Origin of the sequence: Streptomyces soli, assembly GCF_003999195.1 — a bacterium.
In the GTDB taxonomy this organism is placed as follows: Bacteria; Actinomycetota; Actinomycetes; order Streptomycetales; family Streptomycetaceae; genus Actinacidiphila; species Actinacidiphila soli.
Window position 1 is genome coordinate 47,731 of record NZ_RJVR01000293.1, and the last position, 26,422, is coordinate 74,152.

Consider the following 26,422-nt stretch of genomic DNA (forward strand, 5'->3'; position numbering starts at 1 on the left):
CCACCTCATGCCCGAGCTCGTGTTCTTCTCCGGAACCATGGACTGCGGAAAGAGCACCCTCGCTCTCCAGATCGAGCACAACCGCTCCGCCCGGGGCCTGGAAGGCATGATCTTCACCCGCAACGACCGGGCCGGCGAAGGCGTCCTGTCCTCCCGCCTCGGCCTGGAGACCAAGGCCGTCGAGGCCACCGACGACTTCGACTTCTACGCCTACCTCGTCGCCCACCTCTCCGGCGGCGGCCGCGCCGACTACGTACTCGTCGACGAGGCCCAGTTCTTCACCCCCGACCAGATAGACCAGCTCGCCCGCATCGTCGACGATCTCCGCCTGGACGTCTTCGCCTTCGGCATCACCACCGACTTCCGCACCAAGCTCTTCCCCGGCTCCCGCCGCCTGGTCGAAATGGCCGACCGCGTCGAGGTCCTCCAGGTCGAGGCCCTGTGCTGGTGCGGCGCCCGCGCCACCCACAACGGCCGTACGGTGGATGGGGTGATGGTCGTCGAGGGCGAGCAGGTCGTCGTCGGCGACGTCAACGGCCAGGGCGGCGAGGTGGGTTACGAGGTGCTGTGCCGCCGGCACCACATCCGCCGTATGACCGCCGCCACGGCCCGCGCGGCCGCGATCTCCCCGGACGTCCTGCCGATCGGTCAGTGAGCCGTACGGATCACGGTGAAGACCGCGCCCTCGGGATCGGCCACCGTGGCCAGCCGCCCGTAGGCCGAATCGCGCGCCCCGCGCACCACACGGCCGCCCAGCTCGGCGACGTGCCGGACGGCGGCATCGGTGTCGGCCACCGCGAAGTACGTCATCCAGTACGCGCCCCGGTCGCGCGGCAGCGCCTGGCCCACGCCGTGAATCCCGGCCACCGGCTGCCCCTGAAGGTGGAGGGTGAGGTAGTCGAAGTTGGCGGACACCACGGCCTCCGTATCGAAGCCGAAGACCGCCGCGTAGAACTTCCCCACGGTCGAAGTCTCCCGGGTGATCAGCTCGTTCCAGGCCAGTGACCCCGGCTCGCCCAGCACCTCGACGCCGGTGTACCGCAGCGGCTGCCAGATCCCGAACACCGCGCCCAGCGGATCGGAGGCGATCGCCATCCGCCCCGCGTCGTCCGCGTCCAGCGGCCCGACGCCGACCGTGCCCCCGCAGCCCCTGATCAGCTCTGCCGTCATGTCGGCGTCGTCGGTGCCGAAGTAGGTCGTCCAGGCGATCGGCAGATGCCGGTCCCTGGGCATGCCGCCGATCCCGGCCACACCGCGGCCGTTCAGGGTGGCCCGTGCGTACGGACCGAAGGGCTGCGGCGCGGACTCGAACTCCCAGCCGAACAGCTGGCCGTAGAAGTCCTGGGTCGCTTCCAGATTGTGCGCGAGCAGGCTGACCCAGCACGGTGCGCCAGGGGGGCGGCGGGTCGGTACCTCGGTCATCGGTTCTCTCCTGGGGAGCAGCGCACGGGGCTGTGGGGGGAGGTGCCAGAGCCGATGCTTCCACCACCTGGTGCGGCGCGCGCTCCGGCCGCGCCGCAATCACCGTGTTCCCGCAGGAGAATGCCCGATTTGGCATTTCCGGTCCATTTCGCGACCGTTGCCGTGCAGTGACAATCCGCCAAAGGTTGTCCTCCGGGCGCCCACAATGGACGTATGCATCCCATCATCAACGTCGCCGAGCTGGCGAGCGAACTGTCCGGCCCTTCAGCGCCCGTCCTGCTGGACGTCCGCTGGCAGCTCGGCGGCCCGCCCGGCCGCTCGGACTACGATGCCGGCCACCTCCCCGGCGCGGTCTATGTCGACCTCGACTCCGAACTCGCCGGCGCGCCCGGGGCCGGGGGCCGGCATCCGCTGCCCGGCCTGGAGGTCTTCACCGCCGCGATGCGGCGCGCGGGGGTCGGCGCCGGGCGTGACGTCGTCGTCTACGACGGCGGCCTCGGCTGGGCCGCCGCCCGCGCCTGGTGGCTGCTCCGCTGGGCAGGCCACGACCGCGTCCGCGTTCTCGACGGCGGCCTCCCCGCATGGCTCGCCGCCGGCCACGACCTCGCCAAGGACACCCCCGCCCCCGCCCCGGGCGACTTCACCCCCGCCCCCGGCGCCCTCCCGCTGCTCTCCGCCGATGACGCCGCCGCCCTCGCCCGCCGCGGCGTCCTCCTCGACGCCCGCGCCGCCGAGCGCTACCGCGGCGACCTCGAGCCCATCGACCCCGTCGGCGGCCACATCCCCGGTGCCATCAGCGCCCCCACCGTCGACAACCTCGCCCCCGACGGCCACTTCCTCCCCGCCGACGCGCTCGCGCTCCGCTTCGCCGACCTGGGCGCCGCCCCCGACGCCGAGGTCGGCGTCTACTGCGGCTCCGGCGTCTCCGGCGCCCACGAGGTGCTCGCCCTCGCAGTCGCGGGCATTCCTGCTGGGCTGTACATCGGCTCCTGGAGTGACTGGTCCTCCGACCCGAACCGCCCCGTAGCAACGGGCTCCCAGCCCGGCTGAGCCCGCCATGGCGGGTTGGCCACCCGGCAACGGCCGCACCCCGAAAGCGAGTGGCCGGGGGTGCGTAGGCGGCCTCGTGTCCGTGGCCGGGTTGGGCCGGCCCTCTCCCTCAGCTTCGCGAGGGGGGACCCCCACCTCGCTTCGCTCGCCTTGGGGGCACTCTCCCCCAGACTCCGTCTGGGGGGACCCCCACCAGCCTTTCGGCCTGGGGGAGGACCTCCACCGAGTGTCTGGCTTCGTACTTCGCGGGTCACCCGTTCAGTTGGTTTCCCCGGGAGTGCGCGACCGAGTGTGACGGGTCGGGTGATCGACGTGTATCGAGTCGGTGTGAGGAAGCATGAATGTCGATTGAATCCGATCGCGCCGTAGCTTCCGGGAGCGGCCCGGTTCACCTGAATCAGCCACCCGCGAAGTACGGATCTAGCGGGGGAGGGCGGTCTATCCCCAACCAGGTTGGGTGCAGTCGCCGACGGAGATCAGCCTCACAAGAGGCCAGAGCCAACTGCTGGACGGACGGCCTACCCCCGACCCGGGAGGGCGGTGCAGTCGCCGACGGTGATCAGCCACCCACGACAGGCCAGAAGCCAACTGTTGGGCGAAGGGGCGAGCGAAGCGAGATGGGAGTCCCCCGGCCGAAGGCTGGGGGAGGGTGGGAGGAGCCCGCCGCAGGCGCAACAGCGCCGCAGCGGAACCCTCGCCGACTACTCCTGCTTCTTGCGGCGCGAGCCGAAGACGATCTCGTCCCAACTCGGCACCGTCGCACGCCGACCCGGGCGGACCCCGTCCGCCTCCGCCTGGCGGTCCGTGGTGCCGACGAGGCGGTCGCGGTGGCCGGCGACGGCACGCGGCATGAGGACGTCGGCGTAGGCCGAACCGGCCCCAGCACTGGCGGCCGGGGCCGCAGGCGCGTCCTCGACGGACTCGTCGTCCTCACCGGGCTCGGCTCCCGGCACCACGTCCGGCGCGGTGGCCGACGCCGGCACGACCATGTCGCCGCGGAAGCTCGGCACAGCCTCGAGCAGGCTGGTGAGCGAGTCGCGCTCGTCCTCCGCAGAGACCACCCCGGAGGCAGACGCAGACGCGGACGCCGCACCGCGCTCTTCCGGAGTGGAGGGCGCGGGCCGGTCGGGTCCGCCGAGCTGGCGGTCCATCGCACGGTCGAGCGGACGGTCCCGCGGAAGCCGGGCGATCCTCGGCACGAAGGGGAAGCTCGGCTCCTGCGTGTCGGGCGTGGTCTCGCCGATCAGGGCGCGAGCCTCGTCGTCGACGGCCTGGACGAGCCGCCGCGGCGGGTCGTACGTCCAGCTCGCCGAATGCGGCTCACCGGCCACCCGGTAGACCAGCAGCACTTCCCAGGTGCCGTCGTCGCGCCGCCACGAATCCCACAGGACGGTGTCCTTCTCGGCGCCGCGCAGCAGCAGCCGCTCCGCGACGGCCTCGCCGAGCTGTGGTCCGGTGCTCTCGCCCTGGCGACGTACCGGCGTCTTGCGCGCCCGCTCGGCCATGAAGGCCCGCTCGGCGAGCACCGGCCCCTCGAAGCGACGGACCCGCTCCACGGAGATGCCGCCGAGCTGTGCGACCTCCTCGGCGGAGGCACCGGCTCGTATCCGCGCCTGGATGTCGCGCGGACGAAGGTGGCTCTCGACCTCGATCTCGATCTGGCCCAGCCGTGCCCGGTCGTTGCGCACGGCGGCGCGCAGCCGCTCATCGATGGGAAGCGTGTATTCCGTGCTGTCGGCAGCCTTGAGCACCAGTCGTGTGCCGTCGTTGCTGACGGCCACGACACGCAGTTCGGGCACGGTTACCTCCCGGGTGGTGCCTGCCGACGTCACGTGCGTCGCTGCTCCCGATGGACGAGTGTGACCTGCCCGGGTGCAGCCTGCCACAACCTTGCTGAGTTTCCCGGCGTGTCGGGCATGTGCCGTGACTCGCCGTTATGGCACGGTTACCTATTTGCAACTCTGCGTGACCAACCGAATCACCCAGCGTCACGAGCGCCGACTCGGGTTCCCTCCCATGCCCGGGCAACCGGAAGGTTCCCGGAGCCAGGATTTGTCACAGTACTCCATTTGGGCCACGCGGGTGGGCCGCCGCGCCGCCGAACTTCTCCCGTCTCAAGGGAGTTGAGTGGGCGATCTTCACACGTCACTCGAAAGTGGAGCGAACGGAAGGAGTGTCGGCCCGGCGCCCCGTTACTCGCCGAGGATCCGCCGCAGGTAGTCGTTGGCGAACAGCCGCACGGGGTCGAGCCGGTCCCGCAGGGCGGTGAATTCGCCGAAGCGCGGATACACACCCGCCAGATACGCCGCGTCCCGTGTGTGGATCTTGCCCCAGTGCGGACGCCCCTCATGGGCGGTCATGATCTTCTCGACCGCCGTGAAGTACTCCTGGTAGCGCGTGCCGCGATACATGTGCACGGCGACGTACGCGCTGTCGCGACCCGACGCCGTCGAGAGGGCGATGTCGTCGGCCGGGGCGATCCGGACCTCGACCGGGAAGCTGATGCGGAAGTCGGAGGACTCGACGAGAGCCTTGAGTTCGCGCAGCACCGCCACCGCCGCCTCCCTCGGCACCGCGAACTCCATCTCGACGAAGCGGACCCGGCGGGGATGCGTGAAGACCTTGTACGGGATGTCGGTGTACGTACGCGCTGACAGGGCACGGCTGCTGAGCTGGGCGATCCCGGGGATGACCGACGGCACGGCGCGGCCCACCGCGCAGGCGGCCTGGAAGAGGCCGTTGGACAGCAGCTCGTCGTCGATCCAGCCACGGACGGCCGGGACCGGGGCGGCGGGGCCCTGACTGCGGTTGTTGCGCTTGGTGTTGCAGCCGTCGGTGTGCGGGAACCAGTAGAACTCGAAGTGCTCGTTCTCGGCGGCGAGCCGGTCGAACTCCCCGACGACCCGGTCGAAGGTCATCGGCTCCTCGCGCGCGGTCAGCAGGAACAGCGGCTCGACGGCGAAGGTGATCGCGCTGAGGACGCCCAGCGCGCCGATGCCGACCCGGGCGGCGGCGAAAACGTCGGCGTTCTCGTCCGCCGAGCAGGAGAGCACCGAGCCGTCGGCGATCACCAGCTCAAGTGCCTTGATCTGGGCGGCGATCGAGGCGGAGTCGCGGCCGGTGCCGTGCGTGCCGGTGCTGGTGGCGCCGGCGACGGTCTGCTCCATGATGTCGCCCATGTTGGTCAGCGACAGCCCCTCGGCGGCGAGGACGGCGTTGAGCTGCTTGAGCGGCACGCCCGCCTCGACGGTGACGGTGCCCGCCGCGCGGTCGATCGCGCGTATCGCGCTGAGCCGCTCGGGCCGGATCAGCACACCGCCCGTCGCGGCGGCAGCGGTGAAGGAGTGTCCGGTGCCCACGGCCTTGGCGGTCAGCCCGTCCTCGCCGGCCTTGACGACCGCCGTGGCCAGCTCGTCCACGGAGGCCGGGGAGACGACCCGACGCGGCCGGGCGGCGACGTTCCCGGCCCAGTTACGCCATACGGCCTTCCCGGCGGTCGTGCCCGTCGTGCTCGTGGTGCTGCTGCTCATCACTGCGAGACCCCTCCAGCTCCAGCTCCGGCACCGGCCGGAGCCGGCGGTACCCCAGCAAGGCCACCACTGCGGCGAGCGCCGCTGCGGAAGCCGGTACCGCGTACGCCGCCCGGGCGCCGGCCGAGTCGATCACCGACCCGGCCAGCGAGGCGCCCAGCGCCACTCCGACCGCCAGCCCGGTGATCGTCCACGTCATGCCCTCGGTGAGCTTCGCGCGCGGTACCAGCTGCTCGACCAGGCCCATCGCGGTCGCCAACGTCGGTGCGACGGTCAGGCCCGAGACGAACAGCGCCACGGCCAGGAACCGCAAGTTTCCGACCAGTAGTGGCGGGATCATACTCACCGCCATCAGGGAAACGCCCAGCAAAAACCTAAGAGCCGCCGGACCCTTCGGGCGGAACAGCCCGAACAGGACGCCCGCCGTGCACGATCCGGCCGCGTACGTCGCCAGGACCAGGCTGGCCGCCGCCTTGTGACCGCTCTCGGCGGCGAAGGCCACCGTGGCGACATCGACCGCCCCGAAGATCGTCCCGGTCGCTACGAACGTGAGCACCAGCACCCGCAGCCCGCGCGAGCTCAGCGCCGAGCCGCCGGAGTGCGGCCCGCGCGGATGCGGGGGCGGCTCGGTCGAGCGCTGGGCGGCGAGCAGATACGCGCCCGCGGCGAGGAACAGCGCGGCGAGCAGCGGGCCGGCTTCCGGGAACCAGACCGTGCACAGCCCGATGGACAGGATCGGGCCGATGATGAAGCAGATCTCGTCCACGACCGACTCGAGGGCGTACGCCGTGTGCAGCAGCTCCGGCGAGCCCCCGTGGATCGCCGCCCAGCGGGCCCGCACCAGCGCACCCATGGTCGGCGTGCTGGAGCCCGCGACCACGGTGCAGGCGAAGAACGTCCAGTCCGGTGCCCCGGCCCGTACGCACGCCAGCAGCCCGGCGACGCCCGCCACGGTGACCGCCGCCGCCGGGCGCAGCACGCGCCGCTGCCCGTAGCGGTCGACCAGGCGGGAGATCTGCGGGCCGGCCGCCGCCTCGGTCAGCGCGAACACCGCGGCCAGCCCGCCGGCGAGGCTGTAGCGGCCGGTGACCTGGGAGATCATCGTCACGATGCCGATACCAAGCATGGACATCGGCATCCGCCCGACGAACCCGGCGGCGGAGAAGCCCCTGGTGCCGGGGGCGGCGAAGATCGCGCGGTAGGGGCTGGGCAAGGGGTCTCCACAGCGGCGTTGCCGAAGTTGGTCAGGAATGTAGCTGCTGGACACAGCTTACGGAGCAGGCGCAAGCCATTTGTCGGCATGGGGTCCGCTCGCGGGCCGCCTGACGAGTGGCAGGATCGGAGGCATGTCCGATCAGCTCGATCCCACCACAGCCGGCCCCTACGACGCCTTGCTGCTGCTGTCCTTCGGCGGCCCCGAAGGGCCCGACGACGTCGTCCCCTTCCTGGAGAACGTCACGCGCGGCCGTGGCATCCCGCGTGAACGCCTGAAGGAGGTGGGGCAGCACTACTTCCTCTTCGGCGGCGTCAGCCCCATCAACGCGCAGAACCGCGAGCTGCTCGACGCGCTGCGCAAGGACTTCTCGGAGAACGCCCTCGACCTCCCCGTCTACTGGGGCAACCGCAACTGGGCGCCCTACCTCACGGACACCCTGCGCCATATGGCCGACGACGGCCACCGCCGCATCCTCGTCCTGGCCACCAGCGCCTACGCCTCCTACTCCGGCTGCCGCCAGTACCGCGAGAACCTCGCCGACTCCCTGGCCGCCCTCGAGGCCGAGGGCCGGCCCGTACCGCGCGTCGACAAGCTGCGGCACTACTTCAACCACCCCGGCTTCGTGACGCCCATGACGGAAGCGGTGCTCGCCGCGCTGGCCGAACTGCCGGAGGACGTACGGGAAGGCGCGCACCTCGCCTTCACCACCCACTCCATCCCCACGGCCGCCGCCGACACCTCCGGCCCGGTGGAGGCCCACGGCGACGGCGGCGCCTACGTCGCCCAGCACCTCGACACGGCCCGGGTGATCGCCGACGCCGTACGCGAGGCCACCGGCGTCGACCGCCCCTGGAAGCTGGTCTACCAGTCGCGCAGCGGCGCCCCGCACATCCCGTGGCTGGAGCCCGACATCTGCGACCACCTGGAGGAGCTGCACGCCGCCGGCACCCCGGCCGCCGTCATGGTGCCGATCGGCTTCGTCTCCGACCATATGGAGGTCAAGTTCGACCTCGACACCGAGGCCACCGCCAAGGCCGCAGAGCTCGGCCTCCCGGTCGCCCGCGCCGCGACCGTCGGAGCGGACCCGCGCTTCGCGGCGGCCGTACGGGAGCTGGTGCTCGAGCGCGCCGCGACCGAGCGGGGGCTCGCGGTGGAGCGCTGCGCGCTGGGCGCGCTGGGCGCGAGCCACGACGTCTGCCCGGTCGGCTGCTGCCCGGGCCGCAGCCCGCGCCCCGCCGCGGCGGGTGCCGAGTGACCGGCCGCCTGAAGGATGAGCTTCTGGCCATCGCCCTGGAGGCGGCCGCCAGGGCGGGCGCGCTGCTGCGCGACGGCAGGCCGGCCGATCTCGGCGTGGCCGCCACCAAGAGCAGCCCGATCGATGTCGTCACGGAGATGGACATCGCCGCCGAGAAGCTCATCACCGGCGTCATCACCGACCGCCGGCCCGACGACGGCCTGCTGGGCGAGGAGGGGGCCAGCAGCGAGGGCAGCAGCGGAGTGCGCTGGGTCATCGACCCGCTGGACGGCACCGTCAACTACCTTTACGGGCTGCCCTCCTGGTCCGTCAGCATCGCCGCCGAGGTCGACGGCGAGACCGTCGTCGGCGTGGTCGTGGCCCCGATGCGCGGCGAGACCTGCCATGCCGTGCTCGGCGAGGGCGCCTTCGTGAACGGCGAGCGCGTGCACAGCCGCCCCGCCCCGCCCTTCGAGCACGCCCTGGTCTCCACCGGCTTCGGCTACCGCCTGGAAGTGCGCACCCACCAGGCCGCGGTCGCGCACCGCCTGATCCCGCAGGTGCGGGACATCCGCCGCGCCGGATCCGCCGCCATCGACCTCTGCGACGTCGGCTCGGGCCGCCTGGACGGCTACTACGAGCGCGGTCTCCATGCCTGGGACTACGCAGCCGGCGCGCTCTTCGCCCGCGAGGGCGGCGCCCTGACCGGTGGCCGCCCCGGCGAGCCGCCCAACCCCGACCTGACCGTCGCGGCCGTCCCGGGCACCTTCGAGCGCCTGCAGCGCCTGCTGGACGACCTAGGCGCCTGGCACGACTAGCCAGGCCGGCCCCCGGGACTGTCTACGTGCGTAGACGCAGACACGCAAACGCCCCGGCACCCAGTGGGTGTCCGGGGCGAGCGGGCCGGGACCTGTCAGGCGATCTTCGGCAGGACGTCGACGCCGTGCTCGGCGGCAAGACGACGTAGATCCTCGAGCTCGGCCTGCTCGACCTCGGCAAGGAAGTCGTCCCCTGACTCCCTCGCAAGACGCAGGTCGGACTCGGTGCTGTGTATGCGCTGCAGGATTCCGGTGGTGAACGCGTCCATATGACGCCCCCTCGTCGTCGTCGGTGACACAGGGTGTGTCCGAGGTGTGTGGTCCAGGACCCTCGGATCACGCAGCGGCTCTGCCACGGGACGAGATGACGATGAAGGTACGCGCCCAGTGGGCGTGATCGGGGGTTGAAATCGTCCTCCCCAGGCCGAACGGAAGGGAAACCTCAACCTGTAGAAGAATCTTCCCGGGCGAAATCCACCGCCGCGCACCGGCGCCGTCCGGCGAGGCCACGGCCTCTTACCGCCCGTTTACCGTGCGTCGGTGCACGATGTACGGAGGGATTCTCATGCTTGAGTGCTCATTGGAAGGAACAGCGCCTTGCGCGTATTGGTCGTCGAGGACGAGCAGCTGCTCGCCGATGCGGTAGCCACCGGACTACGACGCGAGGCCATGGCCGTCGATGTCGTCTACGACGGTGGCGCCGCTCTGGAACGGATCGGGGTCAACGACTACGACGTCGTCGTCCTGGACCGTGACCTCCCGGTGGTCCACGGTGACGATGTCTGCCGGAAGCTGGTCGAGCTCGGCCTGTCCACCCGGGTGCTGATGCTGACCGCCGCCGGCGATGTGAACGATCGTGTGGAGGGCCTGGAGCTGGGCGCGGACGACTACCTGCCCAAGCCCTTCGCCTTCAGCGAGCTGACCGCCCGGGTGCGGGCGCTGGGCCGCCGTACGACGGCTCCGCTGCCGCCGGTGCTGGAGCGTTCGGGCATCAGGCTGGACCCGAACCGCCGCGAGGTCTTCCGCGACGGCAAGGAGATCCATCTGGCGCCCAAGGAGTTCGCGGTGCTGGAGGTGCTGATGCGCAGCGAGGGCTCCGTGGTGTCGGCCGAGCAGCTGCTGGAGAAGGCCTGGGACGAGAACACCGACCCCTTCACCAACGTCGTCCGGGTCACCGTCATGACGCTGCGCCGCAAGCTCGGCGAGCCCGCCGTGGTCGTGACCGTGCCCGGCTCCGGTTACAGGATCTGATCCGCCGTGGCCACTTCGCCACCGGAGCAGTCGTCCCCGCTGCCGACGCCCGTACCACCCAAACCGACCTGGGACCCCAGGCCGCCGGTACGGCAGGTGCCACTGCTGCGCCCCACGATCCGGATCAGGCTCACCGTGCTGTACGGGGGGATGTTCCTGATCGCAGGCGTCGTGCTGCTCTGGATCATCTACCTGCTCGCGGCCCAGGCCCTGCACGAGGGCAGTTCGCCCCTGTTCGAGGTGGCTCCAGGCAGCAACGTGAGCATCACGAGTAACTCCTGCCCCGGCTTGAATACCACCAGCGTGGAGGCGTTCAATCACGCTTTCAGCGCATGTATGCAGCAGCAGCGCGAGGTCGCGCTCAACACTCTGCTCAAGCGTTCGCTGCTGGCCCTCATCGGCCTGGCCGTGCTCGCCTTCGCCGTCGGCTATCTGCTCGCCGGCCGGGTGCTGTCCCCGCTGGGCCGGATCACCCGCACCGCGCGGGCCACCGCCGGCTCCGACCTCAAGCGCCGGATCGAGCTGGACGGCCCGGACGACGAGTTCAAGGAGCTCGCCGACACCTTCGACGAGATGCTCGAACGGCTCGACCGCTCCTTCGACGCGCAGCGCAGATTCGTCTCGAACGCCTCGCACGAGCTGCGTACGCCGCTGGCCATCAACCGCACCCTCCTGGAGGTGCAGCTCTCCGACCCGGAGGCGTCCACGGACCTCCAGCAGCTCGGCAAGACCCTGCTGGCCACCAATCTGCGCAGCGAGCTACTCGTGGAGGGCCTGCTGCTGCTCGCCCGCAGCGACAACGAGATCGTGGACCGCAAGCCGGTGGACGTCGCCGAGGCGGCCTCCCAGGCCCTCGAGCAGACCCGTACCGAGGCCACCGCCAGGGGCGTCGAGCTGCGCAGCACGCTGGAGCCCGCTGTCGTGCAGGGTAACGGGGTGCTGCTGGAGCGGATCGCGCTCAACCTGGTGCAGAACGCCGTGCGCTACAACGTCCCGAAGGAGGACGGCGGCCAGGACGGCCCCTGGGTGGAGGTCACCACAGGCGCCGAGGGCGGCCACGCCCTGCTCACCGTCTCCAACACCGGTCCGGTCGTCCCGGCGTACGAGATCGACAACCTATTCGAGCCGTTCCGCCGGCTTCGTACCGAGCGGACCGGCAGCGACAAGGGGGTCGGCCTGGGCCTCTCGATCGCCCGCTCCGTGGCCCGGGCTCATGGCGGCACCATCTCCGCGGTGCCCCGAGAGGGAGGCGGCCTGGTCATGAGGGTCGCCATCCCGATGTGATCCACGTCCTATCGACAGGTGACAGGGCCCGGACCGTGTTCGCTTTGGGCGGAATTTTGCGGTCTGGACCCCACCGAGGGACCCTGTGAGCGATCACACATACGATTCCCGCCACATGTACACTCCGTGATCGTGAGGCTCGGAAAAAGTTCCGATTAATCCATGTTTCCGCAGGTCATGATCACGGGAAGTACACGTGGTGGTGTGAGTGAGGTGCGACATGAGAGCCGTTTCCGGTCGTGACCGACAGCCGATGCGATCACCTCTTCGGGGGTTCGGTTGGGTGTCGATTGAGTAACGGCACTTGATGTAAGGCAAAATCTCCGCTTCGGGTCGGGCACAAGACCGGCCTCCCACGCGTTACGTGCGCTGGAGACACCGCAGACACCCAGAGGGGGAGAGCGACACATGGCTACTGATTACGACACACCACGCAAGACCGACGATGACGTCAACGAGGACAGCATCGAGGAACTCAAGGCTCGGAGGAACGAGAAGTCCACGTCCGCAGTGGACGTCGACGAGTTCGATCAGGCCGAGGGTCTGGAGCTGCCCGGCGCTGACCTCTCCAACGAGGAGTTGTCGGTCCGTGTGCTGCCCCGGCAGGCCGACGAGTTCACTTGCATGAGCTGCTTCCTGGTCCACCACCGCAGCCAGCTGGCAACGGAGAAAAACGGCAACCCCATCTGCCGCGACTGCGCGGCCTGACGGAGCCGGGTGGACATGGACAGCGACGACGAGCGAGGCCGCGCGGCCTCGCTCGCGGGCGCGGAGGGCGCCGAGGTCATCGCCGCAGGCGCCACAGACGCCGGTGACGGGGTCATCGCCGCAGGCGCCACAGACGCCGGTGATGGGGTCAAACGCTCCCGGACCAAGACCGCGGTCGGGGTCGGCCGCAAGGGCCTCACAAGCCTCGCGGAGCGGCTTGTCGAGGCGGCCCCACGGATTCCAGTACGCGACCTGCAGACGCTCCGGCGGCATTTCCCGGGACTCGGCCCCGAGGAGATCGCCGACAAGCTCACCAGCGGCGCCGTGAAGGGCACGGCGACCGTCGGCGCGGGGGTCGGGGCCGCCGCGATGCTGCCCACCCCGCCGGCAATGCCGGCCGAGCTGGCGGCGGAGACCTTCGCGGTCGCCGTCGTCGAGTACAAGCTCATCGCCGAGCTGCACGAGGTCTACGGGCTGCGCGCCCCCGGCTCCGTACGGCAGCGGGCGACCTTCTACCTCGCCGAGTGGACGGAGCGGCGCGGCATCGACGTCACCAAACCGTCGACCGTCAACATTGCCCTCGGGGTGAAGATGAAAAGGGAGCTGCGCCAGCAGCTCCTCAAGCGCACCATGCGCAACCTGCCGACCCTGACCCCCTTCATGGTCGGCGCGGCCATCGGCGCCATTCTGAACCGGCGCGACACCAGCAAGCTCGCCGAGCGCGTCCGTAAGGACCTCCGCGAGCACCAGATCCCCTGGGACGCGCTGGAAAAGCCCGACGAGCTGCCCCCGGCGTCCGACGAGCCGCCGGCCATCGAATCCTGAGCCGGCGCCGGCCCCGAGCCGTCGAGCCCCGAGCCGGCGGGGCCCGAGCTCTAGCTAGCTAGTGAGTCCTGACCGCCTGCAGCGCGGCCGCCAGCCTCTCCGGCGAGCGCGTCGAGAGGTAGGCGTACGGAGTGGGGTCGGCCGGGTCCGTGATCTCCACCTTCAGCGCCGTGGGGACGTAAGCGCGCAGCAGCATGAAAGCACGCGGGTCCGCCTTGTGCTGCCGCCAGGCCAGCGCCTCCTCGGCGTCCAGCACCGTCGCCTCGCCCAGCGCCTCGACCGGGATCCGGGCGTCCCCCGCGACCAGCGACCCGGCGACGACGCGGATCCGTGCTGAGCCGTACGAGCTCACCGCCGCCGCGGTGAGCGCCGCACCGCCGACCAGGCCCGCCAGCATCGGCAGCGTCCCCAGCGGGAGCAGGATCAGCGCGAGCGAGAGACCCGCCCCGGCGGCCAGAAACCACCAGGAGCGCGGCACGGTGAGGCGTTCGTCGTAAGGCTGCATGTCACCAGCTTGGCACGGGGCCTAATCCGTGCGGCGCTTGAGGGCGCCCTGGACCCTGCCAAGGGCCCGGGGGGCGCCGCGCAGGCCGGTGGCGAGCTGCTTGGCCCAGTCGGTGGCCTGGGTCGGCAAAACCGCGTCCAGGACCGCCGTGGAGCGGGCGCTGCCGCCGACCAGATAGCGGGGGAGGGGCCGGCGGGTGGTGAGGGCCTTGAGGACCGCCAGAGCCACCGGACGCGGTCCCGGAAGCTCGCGGCGCAGCATGTCCTCGGCCGCGTCGTACTGGTCGCTGTAGGCGGAGGACTGCGCGTCCGGGATCAGCCCGGCACTGTGCTGCCAGATACCGCTGGCGTACGAGCCGGGCTCGATCAGGACGACCTTCACCCCGAAGGCCGCGGTCTCCATCCGCAGCGCGTCGGTGACCGCCTCCAGGCCCTGCTTGCTGGCGCAGTACCAGCCCATCATCGGCAGGGAGACCCGCCCGGAGATCGAGGAGACGTTGACGATCCGGCCGGCGCGCCGCTCGCGCATCGTGGGCAGCACCAGGCGGGCGATCCGCGCCGGGCCGATCAGATTGGTCTCCAGCTGGCGCCGTACCTGGTCGTCGTCCACGTCCTCGATCGCCCCGGGCTGGGCGAAGCCCGCGTTGTTGACCACCGCCCAAGGGCCGCCGTCCGTGAGGGTGGCGATCTCCGTGAAGGCCTTGATGGTGGAGGTCGCGTCCGCGACGTCGAGTAGCACGGTCCGCACCGCAGCGCCGGTCTGTTCCACCGCACAGCGCAGCGCCTCTGCTTTGTCCTCACTGCGTACGGTGCCGATCACGTCGAATCCGGCGTGCGCCAGCTCCATGGTGACGGCGAGGCCGATTCCGCTGCCGGCTCCGGTGACGACGACGGACTTGAGGCTCATGAGTGCTCCGTGCTGACGGGGACATAGGGCTTGCCCTACGACTGCCAAGACCAACGGACACCCGGCGGGAAAGGATCCCGCAGGAGGGTAGGGTCTCGGGCGTGAGTGCAGCGACATCAGACGACGGCCGGGCCCCCCGCCAGGCCCTGACCCCGCCACCGGACGCGGCCGCGCCGGTGCGGCACCCTGACGCTCCCGTGCCCGGTGAGCTGTTGGGGGCGCACTACGACCAGTGTTTCGGGTGCGGCGACGCACAGCCTCACGGACTGCACCTCGAAACCCGCGCGGGGGACGGGGTCGACGTCACCGCGGAGTTCACCGTACGGCCCGCCCACCAGGGCGCACCGGGCCTGGCGCACGGCGGGGTGCTGGCCTCCGCGCTGGACGAGACGCTGGGCTCGCTGAGCTGGCTGTTGCACACCATCGCGGTCACCGGACGTCTGGAGACCGACTTCGTACGCCCCGTGCCCGTCGGCACGATCCTGCACTTGGCCGCCCGCGTCACCGCTGTCGCCGGCCGCAAGATCTACGCGTCCGCTGTGGGCCGGATCGGCGGCCCCGACGGCGCGGTCGCGGTCCGCGCGGACGCCCTCTTCATCGAGGTCAAGGTCGAACACTTCACGAATAACGGTCGCCCGGAAGAGGTCAATGCCGCCATGGCCGACCCCGACCAGGTGCGGGTCGCCCGCGCCTTCGAGGTGAACCCGTGAGCGCCAGAAGCCGTCCGCCCCTGGACGTGCTCATCCGGCGCCTGGACGAGAGCGTGCCCATTCCCTCGTACGGGCAGCCGGGGGACGCGGGCGCGGACCTGATCACCACCGAGGCCGCCGAACTCGCCCCCGGCGAGCGCGCGGTGCTGCCCACCGGGGTGTCCATCGCGCTCCCCGAGGGGTACGCGGCCTTCGTACATCCGCGCAGCGGGCTCGCCGCTCGCTGCGGAGTAGCCATGGTGAATGCCCCGGGAACCATTGATGCCGGGTACCGTGGGGAGATCAAGGTGATCGTGGTCAACCTGGACCCTCGCGAGAGCGTGCGGTTCGAGCCGGGAGACCGGATCGCCCAGCTGGTCGTCCAGCAGGTCGAGCGGGTCCGCTTCCAGGAAGTGGCGGAGCTGCCAGGCTCTGTCAGGGGCGCGGGGGGCTTCGGCTCCACAGGGGGTCATGCCGCGGTGGTGGGCCCCTCGGCTACGGCCAGTAATGGATACACTTCGGTCATTGTTGACCGGGAAGGACAGTGACGTGTTCCGTCGTCGTCGCAAGGAGCGCGCAGACGCCCTCGACGAGCTCGAGGCCGAGAGCCCTGACGAGCTGGCCGAAGACGCCGCGGAGTCGGACGACTCCATGGAGTCCCGTCGGTACAACCTTCCGCCCGCCCCGAGGCCGGACGGGCCCTGGGATCTGAGTGAGGTCAAGGACCCCGCCGACGGCCGGGTCGACCTCGGCGGCCTTTTCGTGCCCGGAGTCGAGGGCATGGAGCTGCGGGTCGAGGTGGCCGGTGAGTCCATCGTCGCCGCGACTGTGGTGCTGAAGGACAGCGCCATCCAGCTGCAGGGCTTCGCCGCCCCCAAGTCCGAGGGCATCTGGGGCGAGGTACGGGACGAGATCGCCTCCGGAATCACCAAGCAGGGCGGCATCGTCGACCTCGTCGAGGGCCCGCTCGGCTGGGAACTGCGGGCCCAGGTGCCCGTACAGCTGCCGGACGGCACCAATGGCGTGCAGCTGGTCCGCTTCGTCGGTGTGGACGGCCCCCGCTGGTTCCTGCGCGGAGTGATCTCCGGCCAGGGCGCGGTCCAGCCGCAGGCCGCCGGGCTGCTGGAGCAGGTCTTCCGGGACACCGTGGTCGTACGTGGCGACTCGCCGATGGCGCCCCGCGACCCGATCGTCCTCAAGCTGCCGAACGACGCGCAGATGGTGCCCGAGGGCGTCGCCCAGGACGCCGAGGGCAAGTTCTCCGACGGCATCGACCCGATGCGCCGGGGCCCGGAGATCACCGAGGTCCACTGACCCGTACGCGTAAAGCCGGTGGCCCGGAGCTGTTTCCCACAGCTCCGGGCCACCGGCTTTCTCCGTACTCAGGCGTACTCAGGCGCTGACGACCACCTTGTGCTCCGCCGTGAACGGCCTGCCCGCGATCAGCTCGGACTCCCGTCCGTCCGGGCCGACCGGGAAGTCACCGATCAGGGTGACCCGGTGCAGGCGGCGTTCGACGTCGAGGTGCTCGATGTCGCGCGGCGCGAGGTGGGCGGTGGCGCGGTTGTCCCAGAAGGCGACGCTGCCGGGCTCCCAGCGGAAGCGGACGGTGTACTCCGGGCGGGTAATCTCCCCGTAGAGGAGGTCGAGGATCGCCCGGCTCTCGCGCGGGGTCACGTCGACGATGTGACTGGTGAAGCCCGGGTTGAAGAGCGCCCGTTCGCCGGTCTCGGGGTGGACGCGGACCACGGGGTGGACGGCGACCAGGAGGTTGTCGTTGATCCGGCGGGCGTACTCGCTGTCGCCGGTGGGCCTTTCGGCGCCCCCGTAGCGGTGCTCGGCGCGCAGGGTGTCGACAAAAGCCCGGACCGGCGCGGACAGGCCCTCGTACGCGGCCACGAGGTCGATGGCGGTCTGTGCGGGTGCGGTCATGGCGAAGCAGCTCCAACTCACGGGTGACAGAGGGCCTGAAGGCGCGCGCTCAGCGCGCGCCGCAACAGCCGAGACCGGCGAAGTGGTGGGCCCGAAAGGCGGCCCTTCGTGTCGCGTCCATGGCCCCGATTCTGCGAGGGGCGCCCGGCGGCAGCAATGATTAGCGATCCCCTGGAAGAAACCCGGGTTGGGGGTAGGCCGTCCTCCCCCAGCTAGACGCTGGGTGGGGGTACCCCCTCGCGAAGCTGAGGGGGAGGGCTGGCCCAACCCGGCCATGGGCCGTCGGCCGCCAACGCACGCTCGGCCACCCACTCGGCGAAAGCGCAGCCGGGCGAACCGCTAGCGGAAGTCCGTGATCTCCGGCGCGAAGACCGTGCCCAGCGGCTCCGGCCCGATGTACTGCTGGCAGTTGCACGGCCGCGCCTCGAACTGCAGGGGCTTGCGGTCGGCGTCCCAGGCTGTGGGTGCCTCGACCACCTCGTGGCACTTGCCCTGCTTGTCGTGCTTGGCCAGGTGGTGGGTGCAGCCGCAGATCGGCTCAGGCGGGCGGTTCGCGGCGTCCAGGGCGAGCTGCTTCCGCTCAGCGGCCTTGACCAGCTCGAGCTTCCGCTTGTGACGGGTTTTCATGCCGCTGCGTACGCTCTCGGCGATCCGGCCCCCGCCGACCAACACGACGGGAATCAGCCACCACATCCAGCCACCCATGCCGGAACCCCCATTCGACAAGCTGCGAGCAGCTTACGCCGTACGTGCTGTACGGGCCGTACGCAGTTCCATCGGCCGCCGGTAGACGACGTCGAGGACGACCGCGCCGGCGGCGACGGCGAGGACGCGGGTGCCGAAAGTCGTGGGGACGACGGCGCGTTCGGGGTCCGCGCACATATGGGAGTGCGCGGCGACCTCCTCGTACAGGTCGGGCAGCAGCTCGGGGAAGTGGATGGCGGCCTGCTCGGCGACGACGAGGACTTCGGGGTTGATGAGGTCGAGCAAGAGGGCCGCCGCGCGGCCGACCGTGCGGAGGCGTTCGCGCAGGACGCGTATGGCGCGGCGGTTGCCCTCGGCGGCGAGGGCGATGAGGAGCTGGAACTCGGGGGCCGGGATGATGCCGGCCCCGAAGGCGCGTTCCGCGACGGCGAGTTCGGAGACTGCGGCCTGGAGGCAGCCCCTACGGCCGCAGGCGCAGGCGTGCCCGGCCGGGCCGCCTAGGGCGAGGTGGGCGACGTCGCCGGCGCCGGAGCGGCGGCCGCGCAGGACGGTGCCGCCGGCGGCGATGGCGGCGTCCACGACGTTGCCGACGAAGAGCTGGACCAGCTCCGAGCGCCCCGCCCCCGCCCCGAACAGCAGCTCGGCCTGCGCGAGAGCCCGGGCATGGCCGTCCACATGAACCGGCAGCCGGGTGGCGGCGCCCAGCACCCGCCGTACGGGGACGTCACGCCAGCCCAGCGGGGTGTGCTCGACGACCGTGCCCTGCTCGGAGTCGACCCAGCCGCCGGTCACGACGCCCAGGCCGAGGACCGAACGGCCGGCGGCGTGCCGGGCCACAAAGCGGGGGAGGTGGCGGCGGATGTCGTCCAGGACTCCCCCTGCCTCGCCCAGGTGCGGGCGCCGTTCGTGGGCGACGACCCGGCCGCGCAGGTCCACTACGGCGTACGTGGTGAAGTCCAGCGCTATGTGCACCCCGCACGCGGCGTGGTGCGAGGGATCGATGTCCACCGGCACCTGAGGCCGCCCGGCGCGCGGCGGACCGGCAGGGGGCGGCAGCTCGCGCAGCAGCCCGAGGCCGATCAGCTCGGCGGTGTAGCGGGACACGGCGGCCGGGCTGAGCCCCGTCGTGCGGGCCAGTGCAGTACGGGCCAGCGGGCCGCCGTGCAGGACGGTCCGCAGCACGGCCGCGGTGCCGCCGCCCTCCCCGGAGCGGTCGGCGGGCAGCGGTGCGGGCGGTGCGACCAGGGCGGGTCGCAGGGAAAAGTCGGAGACGGCGGTCATCGGCTCGCTCTCGCTCGATCGGCGGGACGGCGGACAGAGCCGGCGAGATCGCAGGGCTCAGCGGCGGCGCGAGTCCGTACAGCGGGAGGGCGAGGAAGCCAGATAAGCCATGTGCCGATGCTCGCAACCCTCGGGGGCCAGGGTCAACGCCGTAGCGTTACAGGCGTATGGCAGTCGTGCGAAGCCTGGCCCGAAACACCTCGCCCGAATCCATCCGCGGCCCGGCACAGGGCGGCGCTTCGGGCGCTGATCCTTCGGGCGCCGCCGGGTAGGCTTCAAGCATGAGTGGTACCACCCGTTCGGACCGACCCGCCAACCGCTTTCGCCGGATGCTCGACCGCCTGTCCTCGACGCAGGAAGAGCTGCATTCCGAGGAACTGCAGGAGGACACCCTGGCGGCCGGATGCCTGCCGATCAGCGCCTGCAACGACCGCGAGATCGTGACCGTGACCGGTACACTACGCGCGGTCACACTGCGACCGCGTGCCGGCGTTCCGGCGCTGGAGGCCGAGCTGTTCGACGGCTCTGCCGCGTTGGACGTGGTGTGGCTCGGCCGGCGGAGCATCGCCGGTATAGAGCCGGGCCGCAGGATCATCGCGTCGGGACGGATCTCCATGAACCGTGGCCGGCCGGTGCTGTTCAACCCCAAATACGAGTTGCGTCCGGTCGGACAGGAGTAACGGGTGGCGTCGAACGACAAGCAGGCGGACGAGTCGACGGACGAGTCGAGGGCCGTCACGGAAGCGGCCCTCTTCGAGGCCTTCGGCGGAGTACGCGGCATGGTGGAGACCACCGTGCCCGGACTGGTATTCGTCGCGATCTACACGGTCAACCGCGACATCCACATCTCGGCCATCGTCGCGGTGAGCCTGTCCGTGCTGCTCGGCCTGGCGAGGCTCGCCCGCAAGGACACCCTCAAGCACGCCTTCAGCGGCGTCTTCGGGGTCGCCTTCGGCGCGATCTTCGCGATGATGTCCGGCAACGCCAAGAACTTCTACCTGCCGGGCATGCTCTACACCCTCGGCCTCGCCGTGGCGTACTGCGTGTCCGCGCTGGCCGGCTTCCCGCTCCTGGGCCTGATCCTCGGCCCGGTCTTCAAGGAGAACCTCTCCTGGCGGGACCGCAACCCCGGCCGTCGGGTCGCCTATACCAAGGCCAGCTGGGCCTGGGGCGTCATCCTGCTCGCCAAGTCCGCGATCCTCTTCCCGCTCTACTGGTGGGGCAACGCCACCCAGCTCGGTTGGGTCAAGGTCGCCCTCGGCATCCCGCCCTTCCTCCTCTGCGTCTACCTGTCCTGGATCTTCCTGGCCAAGGCGCCGCCGCCGATCGACGTGATCGCGGAGATGGAGGCGGAGGAAGAGGCCGAGAAGGCCGCGAAGGAGACGGCGGAGGCCGAGAAGATCGCGCAGCCGCTCCTCGACGAGTGGGCCGACCAGGTGGTGACCGAGGGCCGGACCGAGCACGCCGACCGGCGCTACCCGCCGAATCGCTGACGCATCGGACACCGAATGGGGCTGCCCCGGACCTCACGGTCTGGGGCAGCCCCATTCGCGTACGCGTCACTCCGCGGCGGAGCCGCTCTGTACCGACAGCAGGTCCTCCAGCTGCTCCTCCCGGTGCGGGGCCGCGACGAACAGCAGCTCGTCACCCGCCTCCAGGGCGTCGTCCTTGGACGGCGTGAGCACCCGGTGCCCCCGGATGATGGTGACCAGAGAGGTGTCCTGTGGCCACTCCACGTCACCGACCCGGGTGCCGACCAGGGCGGCCTCCGGCGGCAGCGTCAGCTCCACGAGGTTCGCGTCGCCCTGGCTGAAGCGCATCAGCCGTACGAGATCGCCGACGCTGACGGCCTCCTCGACCAGGGCCGACATCAGACGTGGGGTCGACACGGCGACATCGACGCCCCAGGCCTCGTTGAACAGCCACTCGTTCTTGGGGTTGTTGACCCGGGCGACGACCCGGGGCACCCCGTACTCGGTCTTGGCGAGCAGCGAGACGACCAGGTTGACCTTGTCGTCGCCGGTGGCGGCGATGACGACGTTGCAGCGCTGCAGCGCGGCCTCGTCCAGCGAGGTGATCTCGCAGGCGTCGGCCAGCAGCCACTCGGCCTGCGGAACCCGCTCCACGGAGATGGAGCTGGGGTTCTTGTCGATCAGCAGGACCTCGTGGCCGTTCTCCAGGAGCTCGCCCGCGATCGAGCGACCCACCGCGCCGGCGCCGGCGATGGCGACCCTCATCAGTGACCTTCCTCGGGGCCCTTGGCGAATGCCGCCTCGACCTGCTCGACCTCGTCGGTGCGCATCATCACGTGGACGAGGTCGCCTTCCTGGAGCACCGTCTGGGAGGTCGGCAGCATCGCCTCACCCAGCCGCGTGAGGAAAGCCACACGCACTCCGGTCTCCTCCTGCAACTTGCTGACCTTGTGGCCGACCCACGCGGGGGAGATGTGCACCTCCGCGAGCTGCACCCCGCCGCTCGGGTCACGCCACAGCGGCTCCGCCCCGGACGGCAGCAGCCGGCGGAGCATCTGGTCCGCGGTCCACCGCACGGTGGCCACGGTGGGGATGCCGAGACGCTGGTAGACCTCGGCCCGGCGGGGGTCGTAGATACGGGCGGCGACGTTCTCGATTCCGAACATCTCTCGGGCCACCCGGGCCGCGATGATGTTGGAGTTGTCGCCGCTGCTGACGGCCGCGAAGGCTCCCGCCTCCTCGATTCCGGCCTCGCGCAATGTGTCCTGGTCGAACCCGATGCCGGTCACGCGGCGCCCGCTGAAACCCGAGCCCAGGCGGCGGAAGGCCGTCGGGTCCTGGTCGATCACGGCCACCGTATGACCTTGCTGTTCGAGGGAGTGCGCGAGCGTGGAACCCACTCGCCCGCATCCCATGATGACGACGTGCACGACCGTCCTTCCGGCTGTCAACTGATTTGCTGAGCTCTTTACAGAGTCTCAGACCAGGGCCAAAGCTACACACGGAGGTAGTGCGCGGGGGAGTCCCCGGTAGATGCCGGTCTTGACGACGGCTTAACATCCTCAGCGTGTCCAAACTGACCGACTTGCCGAAACGGATCCTGATCGGCCGGGCCCTGCGCAGCGACAAACTGGGGGAAACGCTCCTCCCCAAGCGTCTCGCGCTTCCCGTGTTCGCCTCCGACCCGCTGTCCTCTGTCGCGTACGCACCGGGTGAGGTCCTGCTGGTCCTGTCCATTGCCGGTGTGTCGGCCTATCACTTCAGCCCGTGGATCGCGGTCGCCGTCGTCGTACTGATGTTCACGGTGGTGGCCTCGTACCGGCAGAACGTCCACGCCTATCCCTCGGGGGGTGGTGACTACGAGGTCGCCACCACCAACCTGGGACCCCGCGCCGGGCTCACGGTCGCCAGCGCGCTGCTCGTAGACTACGTCCTCACCGTCGCCGTGTCCGTCGCCTCGGGCGTGGAGAACCTCGGCTCGGCTGTGCCGTTCTTCGTCCAGCACAAGGTGCTGGGCGCGGTCGGGATGATCGTCGTACTGATGCTGATGAATCTGCGCGGTGTGCGGGAATCGGGCTCCATCTTCGCCGTCCCGACGTACGCCTTCGTCTTCGGCGTCTTCTGCATGATCGCCTGGGGCATCTTCCGGATCGCCACCGGCGACCAGATGCACGCCCCGACCTCCGGCTACACGATCCATGCCGAGCACACCGGGCTCACCGGCTTCGCGCTGGTCTTCCTGCTGCTGCGCGCCTTCTCCTCTGGCTGTGCGGCGCTGACCGGCGTCGAGGCGATCAGCAACGGTGTGCCGGCCTTCCGCAAGCCGAAGTCCAAGAACGCCGCCACGACGCTGGCCCTGATGGGCATCCTCGCCGTCACGATGTTCTGCGGCATCATCGCCCTGGCCATCAACACCGGCGTGAAGATGGCCGAGAACCCGGCCGCCGACCTGCTGCTGCACGGCAAGCCGGTCGGCGCGGGGTTCACCCAGGACCCGGTGATCGCCCAGGTCGCCGCCGCCGTCTTCGGCAGCGGCTCCATCCCCTTCGTCTTCCTGGCCGCCGTCACCGCGCTGGTGCTGTTCCTGGCCGCCAACACCGCGTACAACGGCTTCCCGGTGCTCGGCTCGATCCTCGCCCAGGACCGCTACCTGCCGCGCCAGCTGCACACCCGTGGCGACCGGCTGGCCTTCAGCAACGGCATCGTGCTGCTGGCCGCCTTCGCCGCCGTCCTCGTCTACATCTACGGCGCCGACTCGACCCGGCTGATCCAGCTCTACATCGTCGGCGTCTTCGTCTCCTTCACCCTGAGCCAGAGCGGCATGGTCCGCCACTGGAACCGGCACCTGCGTGACGAGACCGACCCGGCCAAGCGCCGCCGCATGATCCGCTCCCGCGCGATCAACACCTTCGGCGCCTTCTTCACCGGCCTGGTGCTGGTCATCGTGCTGCTGACCAAGTTCACCCACGGCGCCTGGGTCGCGGTGCTCGGCATGGTCGCTTTCTACGCCCTGATGACCGCCATCCGCCGCCACTACGACCGCGTCGCCGGCGAGCTGGCCGCCGCCGACGAGCCCGGCGAGGACACCGTCCTGCCGTCCCGGGTGCACTCCATCGTGCTCGTCTCCAAGGTGCACAAGCCGACGCTGCGCGCCCTGTCGTACGCAAAGCTCATACGGTCCGACACCCTCGAAGCGCTGAGCATCAACGTCGACCCCGCCGACACCAAGGCCCTCCAGGAGGAGTGGCACCGGCGCGGCATCGATGTACCCCTGAAGGTGCTGGACTCGCCCTACCGCGAGATCACGCGGCCGATCGTCGAATACGTCAAGAGCCTGCGCCGGGCCAGCCCGCGTGACGTGGTCTCGATCTTCATCCCGGAATACGTCGTCGGCCACTGGTACGAGCACCTGCTGCACAACCAGAGCGCCCTGCGCCTCAAGGGCCGGCTGCTCTTCACCCCGGGCGTCATGGTCACCTCGGTGCCGTGGCAGCTGGAGTCCTCCGAGCGTGCGAAGCTGCGGCAGCGCAGGGGCGCCGAGTGGAACGCCCCCGGCTCGGTGCGGCGCGGCGAGGTCGGACGACCGTCCTCGCGCAACCGGGAGCCCAGCGGCAAGCAGTGACCGGGGGCGCCCGGGCGGGACGTAGACTGGTGCGCTGTCGTCCCGCCGCTCACCCCCGTGCTTGGAGCCCCTTCCCTCATGCAGCACCGTACGAAGGACCAGGCCGACGTACTCGTCGGCGAGCGCTACGAGGTCGAGGTCGGCCCGGTGGCGCACGGCGGTCACTGCATCGCGAGGCATGAGGGTCAGGTGCTCTTCGTACGGCACGCGCTGCCCGGCGAGCGGGTGATCGCCGAGGTCACCGAGGGCGGTCCCGACTCCAACTTCCTGCGCGCCGACGCCGTGGAGATCCTTGAGGCCTCCCCGGACCGGGTCCCCGCGCCGTGCCCCTTCTCCGGCCCCGGCAAGTGCGGTGGCTGCGACTGGCAGCACGCCGCGCCGGGCGCCCAGCGGCGGCTCAAGGTCGCCGTCATCACCGAGCAGCTCCAGCGGTTGGCCGGGCTCACCCCCGAGGACGCCGGCTGGGACGGCACCGTCGAGCCGGCGCCCGGCGACAAGGTTGCCAAGGGCGAGGTCCCGGCCTGGCGCACGCGCGTCCAGTACGCGGTCGACCCCGAGGGGCACGCCGGACTGCGCCGCCACCGTTCCCATGAGGTCGAGCGCATCGACCACTGCCTCATCGCCGCGCCGGGGGTCAGCGAGCTGGGCGTGGAGTCACGTCAGTGGCCCGGCATCGCCTCCGTCGAGGCCATCTCGGCCACCGGCTCCTCCGACCGCCAGGTCATCCTCACCCCCCGCCCCGGCGGCCGGCTGCCCATCGTCGAGCTCGACCGGCCGGTGTCCGTCCTGCGCGTCGACGAGCAGGGCGGCGTCCACCGCGTCCACGGCCGCGGCTTCGTCCGCGAACGCGCCGTCGACCACACCTGGCGCGTCGGCTCCGGCGGCTTCTGGCAGGTCCACCCCCAGGCCCCCGACCTCCTCGTCGAGGCCGTCATGCAGGGCCTCATGCCCCGCAAGGGCGAGACCGCCCTCGACCTCTACTGCGGCGTCGGCCTCTTCGCCGGCGCCCTGGCCGAACGCGTCGGCGACACCGGCGCCGTCCTCGGCATCGAGTCCGGCAAGCGCGCGGTGGAGGACGCCCGGCACAACCTCGGCGACCACGACCGCGTCCGCATCGAGCACGGCAAGGTCGAATCCGTCCTCCCCCGCACCGGCATCACCGAGGCCGACCTCATCGTCCTCGACCCCCCGCGCACCGGCGCCGGCAAGTCCACCGTCCAGCACCTCGCCTCCCTCGCACCCCGCCGCATCGCCTACGTCGCCTGCGACCCCGCCGCCCTCGCCCGCGACCTCGCCTACTTCGCCGCCGCCGGCTACCGCCCCCTGCGGCTGCGCGCCTTCGACCTCTTCCCGATGACCCATCACGTGGAGTGCGTGGCGATCCTGGAGCCTGCGGCGAAGGGTATCTGACCTGCGGTTTTGCGTGTGCGCATTATGTGCGGTGTGGGCGTTACGGGGGATATCTTGACGCTCGTGACGCTCATTTGACGCTCGTTCTGATAGCCCGTCAGGCGTGTCGAGGGGCAGGTCAGGAACTCCCGACGGTCCTGCGCAGGGGATCGTGTGCGGTTGGTGGTGTGATGCCGTGGTGTCGATCGCGGCGATCACTTGTCCCGGAAGCGACCACGCAAGGCGGGGGGAGGACCCCCACCAGCCGCCAGGCTGGGGGACGTCGTCGACCGACGACAACGCCGCCAGGCGAGAGCCATCGGCACGCGACGCCGCCCCACCTATTCGCGCGGCCTCGATGGTCGACGTCTACACGGGAACCGTCGCCCACCGCGCCTCGCTAAGCCGAGAACCGCTGAACGACGAGGTGATCGACCAGATCGTCAACCTCCTCCTGCACAGTTGCATCCCGACCCAGCCCCCGCACGGCGCGACCGACTTCCGCCGGTTTCCGGTCGCAGGGGGTGACGCGGTGGGCGGCGAGGGCGGCGAGGTCGTCGTCGCGGGTGCCGTGGACGTAGGA

General features: G+C 70.7%; 28 protein-coding genes. 16 read left to right on the top strand and 12 right to left on the bottom strand.

The annotated features are described in order from the left end of the window. Positions 1–7 precede the first annotated feature (7 nt). Complete coding sequence (locus tag EFK10_RS32615; RefSeq protein ID WP_127359264.1) at positions 8–655, top strand: thymidine kinase; 648 nt, start codon at positions 8–10, stop codon at positions 653–655. On the opposite strand, the gene EFK10_RS32620 is transcribed toward EFK10_RS32615, so the two are convergent. After that, positions 649–1,422, bottom strand: coding sequence for a VOC family protein (locus tag EFK10_RS32620; RefSeq protein WP_127359265.1), 774 nt, complete (start codon positions 1,420–1,422; stop codon positions 649–651). The genes EFK10_RS32615 and EFK10_RS32620 overlap by 7 nt on opposite strands. Before the next feature lie 213 nt (positions 1,423–1,635). Here EFK10_RS32620 and EFK10_RS32625 point away from each other — a divergent pair, with 213 nt between their 5' ends. Beyond that, the gene (locus EFK10_RS32625) at positions 1,636–2,472 is read left to right on the top strand and encodes a sulfurtransferase (RefSeq protein ID WP_127359266.1); all 837 of its coding nucleotides are present in this window, start codon (positions 1,636–1,638) and stop codon (positions 2,470–2,472) included. Between the two features lie 701 nt (positions 2,473–3,173). On the opposite strand, the gene sepH is transcribed toward EFK10_RS32625, so the two are convergent. The 3 genes from sepH to EFK10_RS32640 all read right to left on the bottom strand — a co-directional run bounded on the left by sepH (position 3,174) and on the right by EFK10_RS32640 (position 7,215). Next, positions 3,174–4,304, bottom strand: a complete 1,131-nt coding sequence (sepH, locus tag EFK10_RS32630; protein ID WP_127359267.1) for a septation protein SepH — start codon at positions 4,302–4,304, stop codon at positions 3,174–3,176. A gap of 360 nt (positions 4,305–4,664) precedes the next feature. Continuing rightward, positions 4,665–6,002 carry a D-arabinono-1,4-lactone oxidase gene (locus EFK10_RS32635; RefSeq protein WP_127359268.1) on the bottom strand — a complete coding sequence of 446 codons (1,338 nt, stop codon included), beginning with the start codon at positions 6,000–6,002 and terminating at the stop codon, positions 4,665–4,667. Continuing rightward, positions 5,944–7,215, bottom strand: a complete 1,272-nt coding sequence (locus EFK10_RS32640) for an MFS transporter (RefSeq protein ID WP_127359269.1) — start codon at positions 7,213–7,215, stop codon at positions 5,944–5,946. The genes EFK10_RS32635 and EFK10_RS32640 overlap by 59 nt, the downstream gene beginning before the upstream one ends. A gap of 133 nt (positions 7,216–7,348) precedes the next feature. Here EFK10_RS32640 and EFK10_RS32645 point away from each other — a divergent pair, with 133 nt between their 5' ends. Further along, a complete protein-coding gene (locus EFK10_RS32645) occupies positions 7,349–8,473 on the top strand; it encodes a ferrochelatase (protein ID WP_127359270.1) in 1,125 nt (374 codons plus the stop codon). Further along, positions 8,470–9,270, top strand: a complete 801-nt coding sequence (locus EFK10_RS32650; protein ID WP_127359271.1) for an inositol monophosphatase family protein — start codon at positions 8,470–8,472, stop codon at positions 9,268–9,270. Before EFK10_RS32645 ends, EFK10_RS32650 begins: the two co-directional genes overlap by 4 nt. Before the next feature lie 95 nt (positions 9,271–9,365). Here the strand turns inward: EFK10_RS32650 and EFK10_RS47960 are convergent, their stop codons facing one another. Continuing rightward, positions 9,366–9,539, bottom strand: coding sequence for a hypothetical protein (locus tag EFK10_RS47960; protein WP_164836240.1), 174 nt, complete (start codon positions 9,537–9,539; stop codon positions 9,366–9,368). A gap of 328 nt (positions 9,540–9,867) precedes the next feature. Here EFK10_RS47960 and EFK10_RS32655 point away from each other — a divergent pair, with 328 nt between their 5' ends. The 4 genes from EFK10_RS32655 to EFK10_RS32670 all read left to right on the top strand — a co-directional run bounded on the left by EFK10_RS32655 (position 9,868) and on the right by EFK10_RS32670 (position 13,338). Further along, entirely contained in the window at positions 9,868–10,521 is a 654-nt protein-coding gene (locus EFK10_RS32655; protein WP_127359272.1) for a response regulator transcription factor, read from the top strand. Positions 10,522–10,527: 6 nt separating this feature from the next. Further along, positions 10,528–11,805: a sensor histidine kinase gene (locus EFK10_RS32660; protein WP_127359273.1), complete on the top strand. Its 1,278-nt coding sequence runs from the start codon at positions 10,528–10,530 to the stop codon at positions 11,803–11,805. Positions 11,806–12,213: 408 nt separating this feature from the next. Then, positions 12,214–12,513 (top strand): DUF4193 domain-containing protein, encoded by a 300-nt coding sequence (locus EFK10_RS32665; protein WP_127359274.1) that lies wholly within the window; start codon positions 12,214–12,216, stop codon positions 12,511–12,513. Positions 12,514–12,528: 15 nt separating this feature from the next. Beyond that, positions 12,529–13,338 (top strand): hypothetical protein, encoded by an 810-nt coding sequence (locus EFK10_RS32670; RefSeq protein WP_240677616.1) that lies wholly within the window; start codon positions 12,529–12,531, stop codon positions 13,336–13,338. A 58-nt stretch (positions 13,339–13,396) separates the two neighbouring features. Here EFK10_RS32670 and EFK10_RS32675 read toward each other — a convergent pair whose 3' ends face one another. Next, entirely contained in the window at positions 13,397–13,843 is a 447-nt protein-coding gene (locus tag EFK10_RS32675; RefSeq protein WP_127359275.1) for a DUF3093 domain-containing protein, read from the bottom strand. A 21-nt stretch (positions 13,844–13,864) separates the two neighbouring features. Next, positions 13,865–14,749, bottom strand: a complete 885-nt coding sequence (locus tag EFK10_RS32680; RefSeq protein WP_127359276.1) for an SDR family oxidoreductase — start codon at positions 14,747–14,749, stop codon at positions 13,865–13,867. Positions 14,750–14,850: 101 nt separating this feature from the next. Between EFK10_RS32680 and EFK10_RS32685 the strand changes: the two genes are divergently transcribed. The 3 genes from EFK10_RS32685 to EFK10_RS32695 are packed head-to-tail and all read left to right on the top strand — an operon-like array spanning position 14,851 to position 16,752. Then, complete coding sequence (locus EFK10_RS32685; RefSeq protein ID WP_127359277.1) at positions 14,851–15,459, top strand: PaaI family thioesterase; 609 nt, start codon at positions 14,851–14,853, stop codon at positions 15,457–15,459. Further along, positions 15,456–15,986: a dUTP diphosphatase gene (gene dut / locus EFK10_RS32690; protein WP_127359278.1), complete on the top strand. Its 531-nt coding sequence runs from the start codon at positions 15,456–15,458 to the stop codon at positions 15,984–15,986. The genes EFK10_RS32685 and dut overlap by 4 nt, the downstream gene beginning before the upstream one ends. Before the next feature lies 1 nt (position 15,987). Next, positions 15,988–16,752, top strand: coding sequence for a DUF3710 domain-containing protein (locus EFK10_RS32695; protein WP_127359279.1), 765 nt, complete (start codon positions 15,988–15,990; stop codon positions 16,750–16,752). 78 nt (positions 16,753–16,830) lie between these two features. Here the strand turns inward: EFK10_RS32695 and EFK10_RS51145 are convergent, their stop codons facing one another. The 3 genes from EFK10_RS51145 to EFK10_RS32710 all read right to left on the bottom strand — a co-directional run bounded on the left by EFK10_RS51145 (position 16,831) and on the right by EFK10_RS32710 (position 19,356). After that, the gene (locus EFK10_RS51145) at positions 16,831–17,370 is read right to left on the bottom strand and encodes a TauD/TfdA dioxygenase family protein (RefSeq protein ID WP_322973435.1); all 540 of its coding nucleotides are present in this window, start codon (positions 17,368–17,370) and stop codon (positions 16,831–16,833) included. 339 nt (positions 17,371–17,709) lie between these two features. Beyond that, entirely contained in the window at positions 17,710–18,075 is a 366-nt protein-coding gene (locus EFK10_RS32705) for a hypothetical protein (protein WP_127359281.1), read from the bottom strand. A gap of 33 nt (positions 18,076–18,108) precedes the next feature. Beyond that, complete coding sequence (locus tag EFK10_RS32710) at positions 18,109–19,356, bottom strand: ROK family protein (protein ID WP_127359282.1); 1,248 nt, start codon at positions 19,354–19,356, stop codon at positions 18,109–18,111. Positions 19,357–19,637: 281 nt separating this feature from the next. Between EFK10_RS32710 and EFK10_RS32715 the strand changes: the two genes are divergently transcribed. Together EFK10_RS32715 and EFK10_RS32720 are read left to right on the top strand one after the other, a co-directional pair. After that, a complete protein-coding gene (locus EFK10_RS32715) occupies positions 19,638–20,036 on the top strand; it encodes an OB-fold nucleic acid binding domain-containing protein (RefSeq protein ID WP_127359283.1) in 399 nt (132 codons plus the stop codon). 3 nt (positions 20,037–20,039) lie between these two features. Further along, complete coding sequence (locus EFK10_RS32720) at positions 20,040–20,849, top strand: DUF3159 domain-containing protein (protein ID WP_240677618.1); 810 nt, start codon at positions 20,040–20,042, stop codon at positions 20,847–20,849. Positions 20,850–20,915: 66 nt separating this feature from the next. Here the strand turns inward: EFK10_RS32720 and EFK10_RS32725 are convergent, their stop codons facing one another. Together EFK10_RS32725 and EFK10_RS32730 are read right to left on the bottom strand one after the other, a co-directional pair. Continuing rightward, entirely contained in the window at positions 20,916–21,593 is a 678-nt protein-coding gene (locus tag EFK10_RS32725; RefSeq protein ID WP_127359284.1) for a potassium channel family protein, read from the bottom strand. After that, complete coding sequence (locus EFK10_RS32730) at positions 21,593–22,258, bottom strand: potassium channel family protein (protein ID WP_127359285.1); 666 nt, start codon at positions 22,256–22,258, stop codon at positions 21,593–21,595. The genes EFK10_RS32725 and EFK10_RS32730 overlap by 1 nt, the downstream gene beginning before the upstream one ends. Before the next feature lie 137 nt (positions 22,259–22,395). On the opposite strand from EFK10_RS32730, the gene EFK10_RS32735 reads away from it, so the two are divergent. The 3 genes from EFK10_RS32735 to EFK10_RS32745 all read left to right on the top strand — a co-directional run. After that, positions 22,396–24,450 (top strand): APC family permease, encoded by a 2,055-nt coding sequence (locus tag EFK10_RS32735; protein ID WP_127359286.1) that lies wholly within the window; start codon positions 22,396–22,398, stop codon positions 24,448–24,450. A 78-nt stretch (positions 24,451–24,528) separates the two neighbouring features. Continuing rightward, positions 24,529–25,860 carry a class I SAM-dependent RNA methyltransferase gene (locus EFK10_RS32740; RefSeq protein WP_127359287.1) on the top strand — a complete coding sequence of 444 codons (1,332 nt, stop codon included), beginning with the start codon at positions 24,529–24,531 and terminating at the stop codon, positions 25,858–25,860. 337 nt (positions 25,861–26,197) lie between these two features. Further along, a partial coding sequence (locus tag EFK10_RS32745; protein WP_164836241.1) for a hypothetical protein occupies positions 26,198–26,422 on the top strand: 225 nt, incomplete at its 3' end.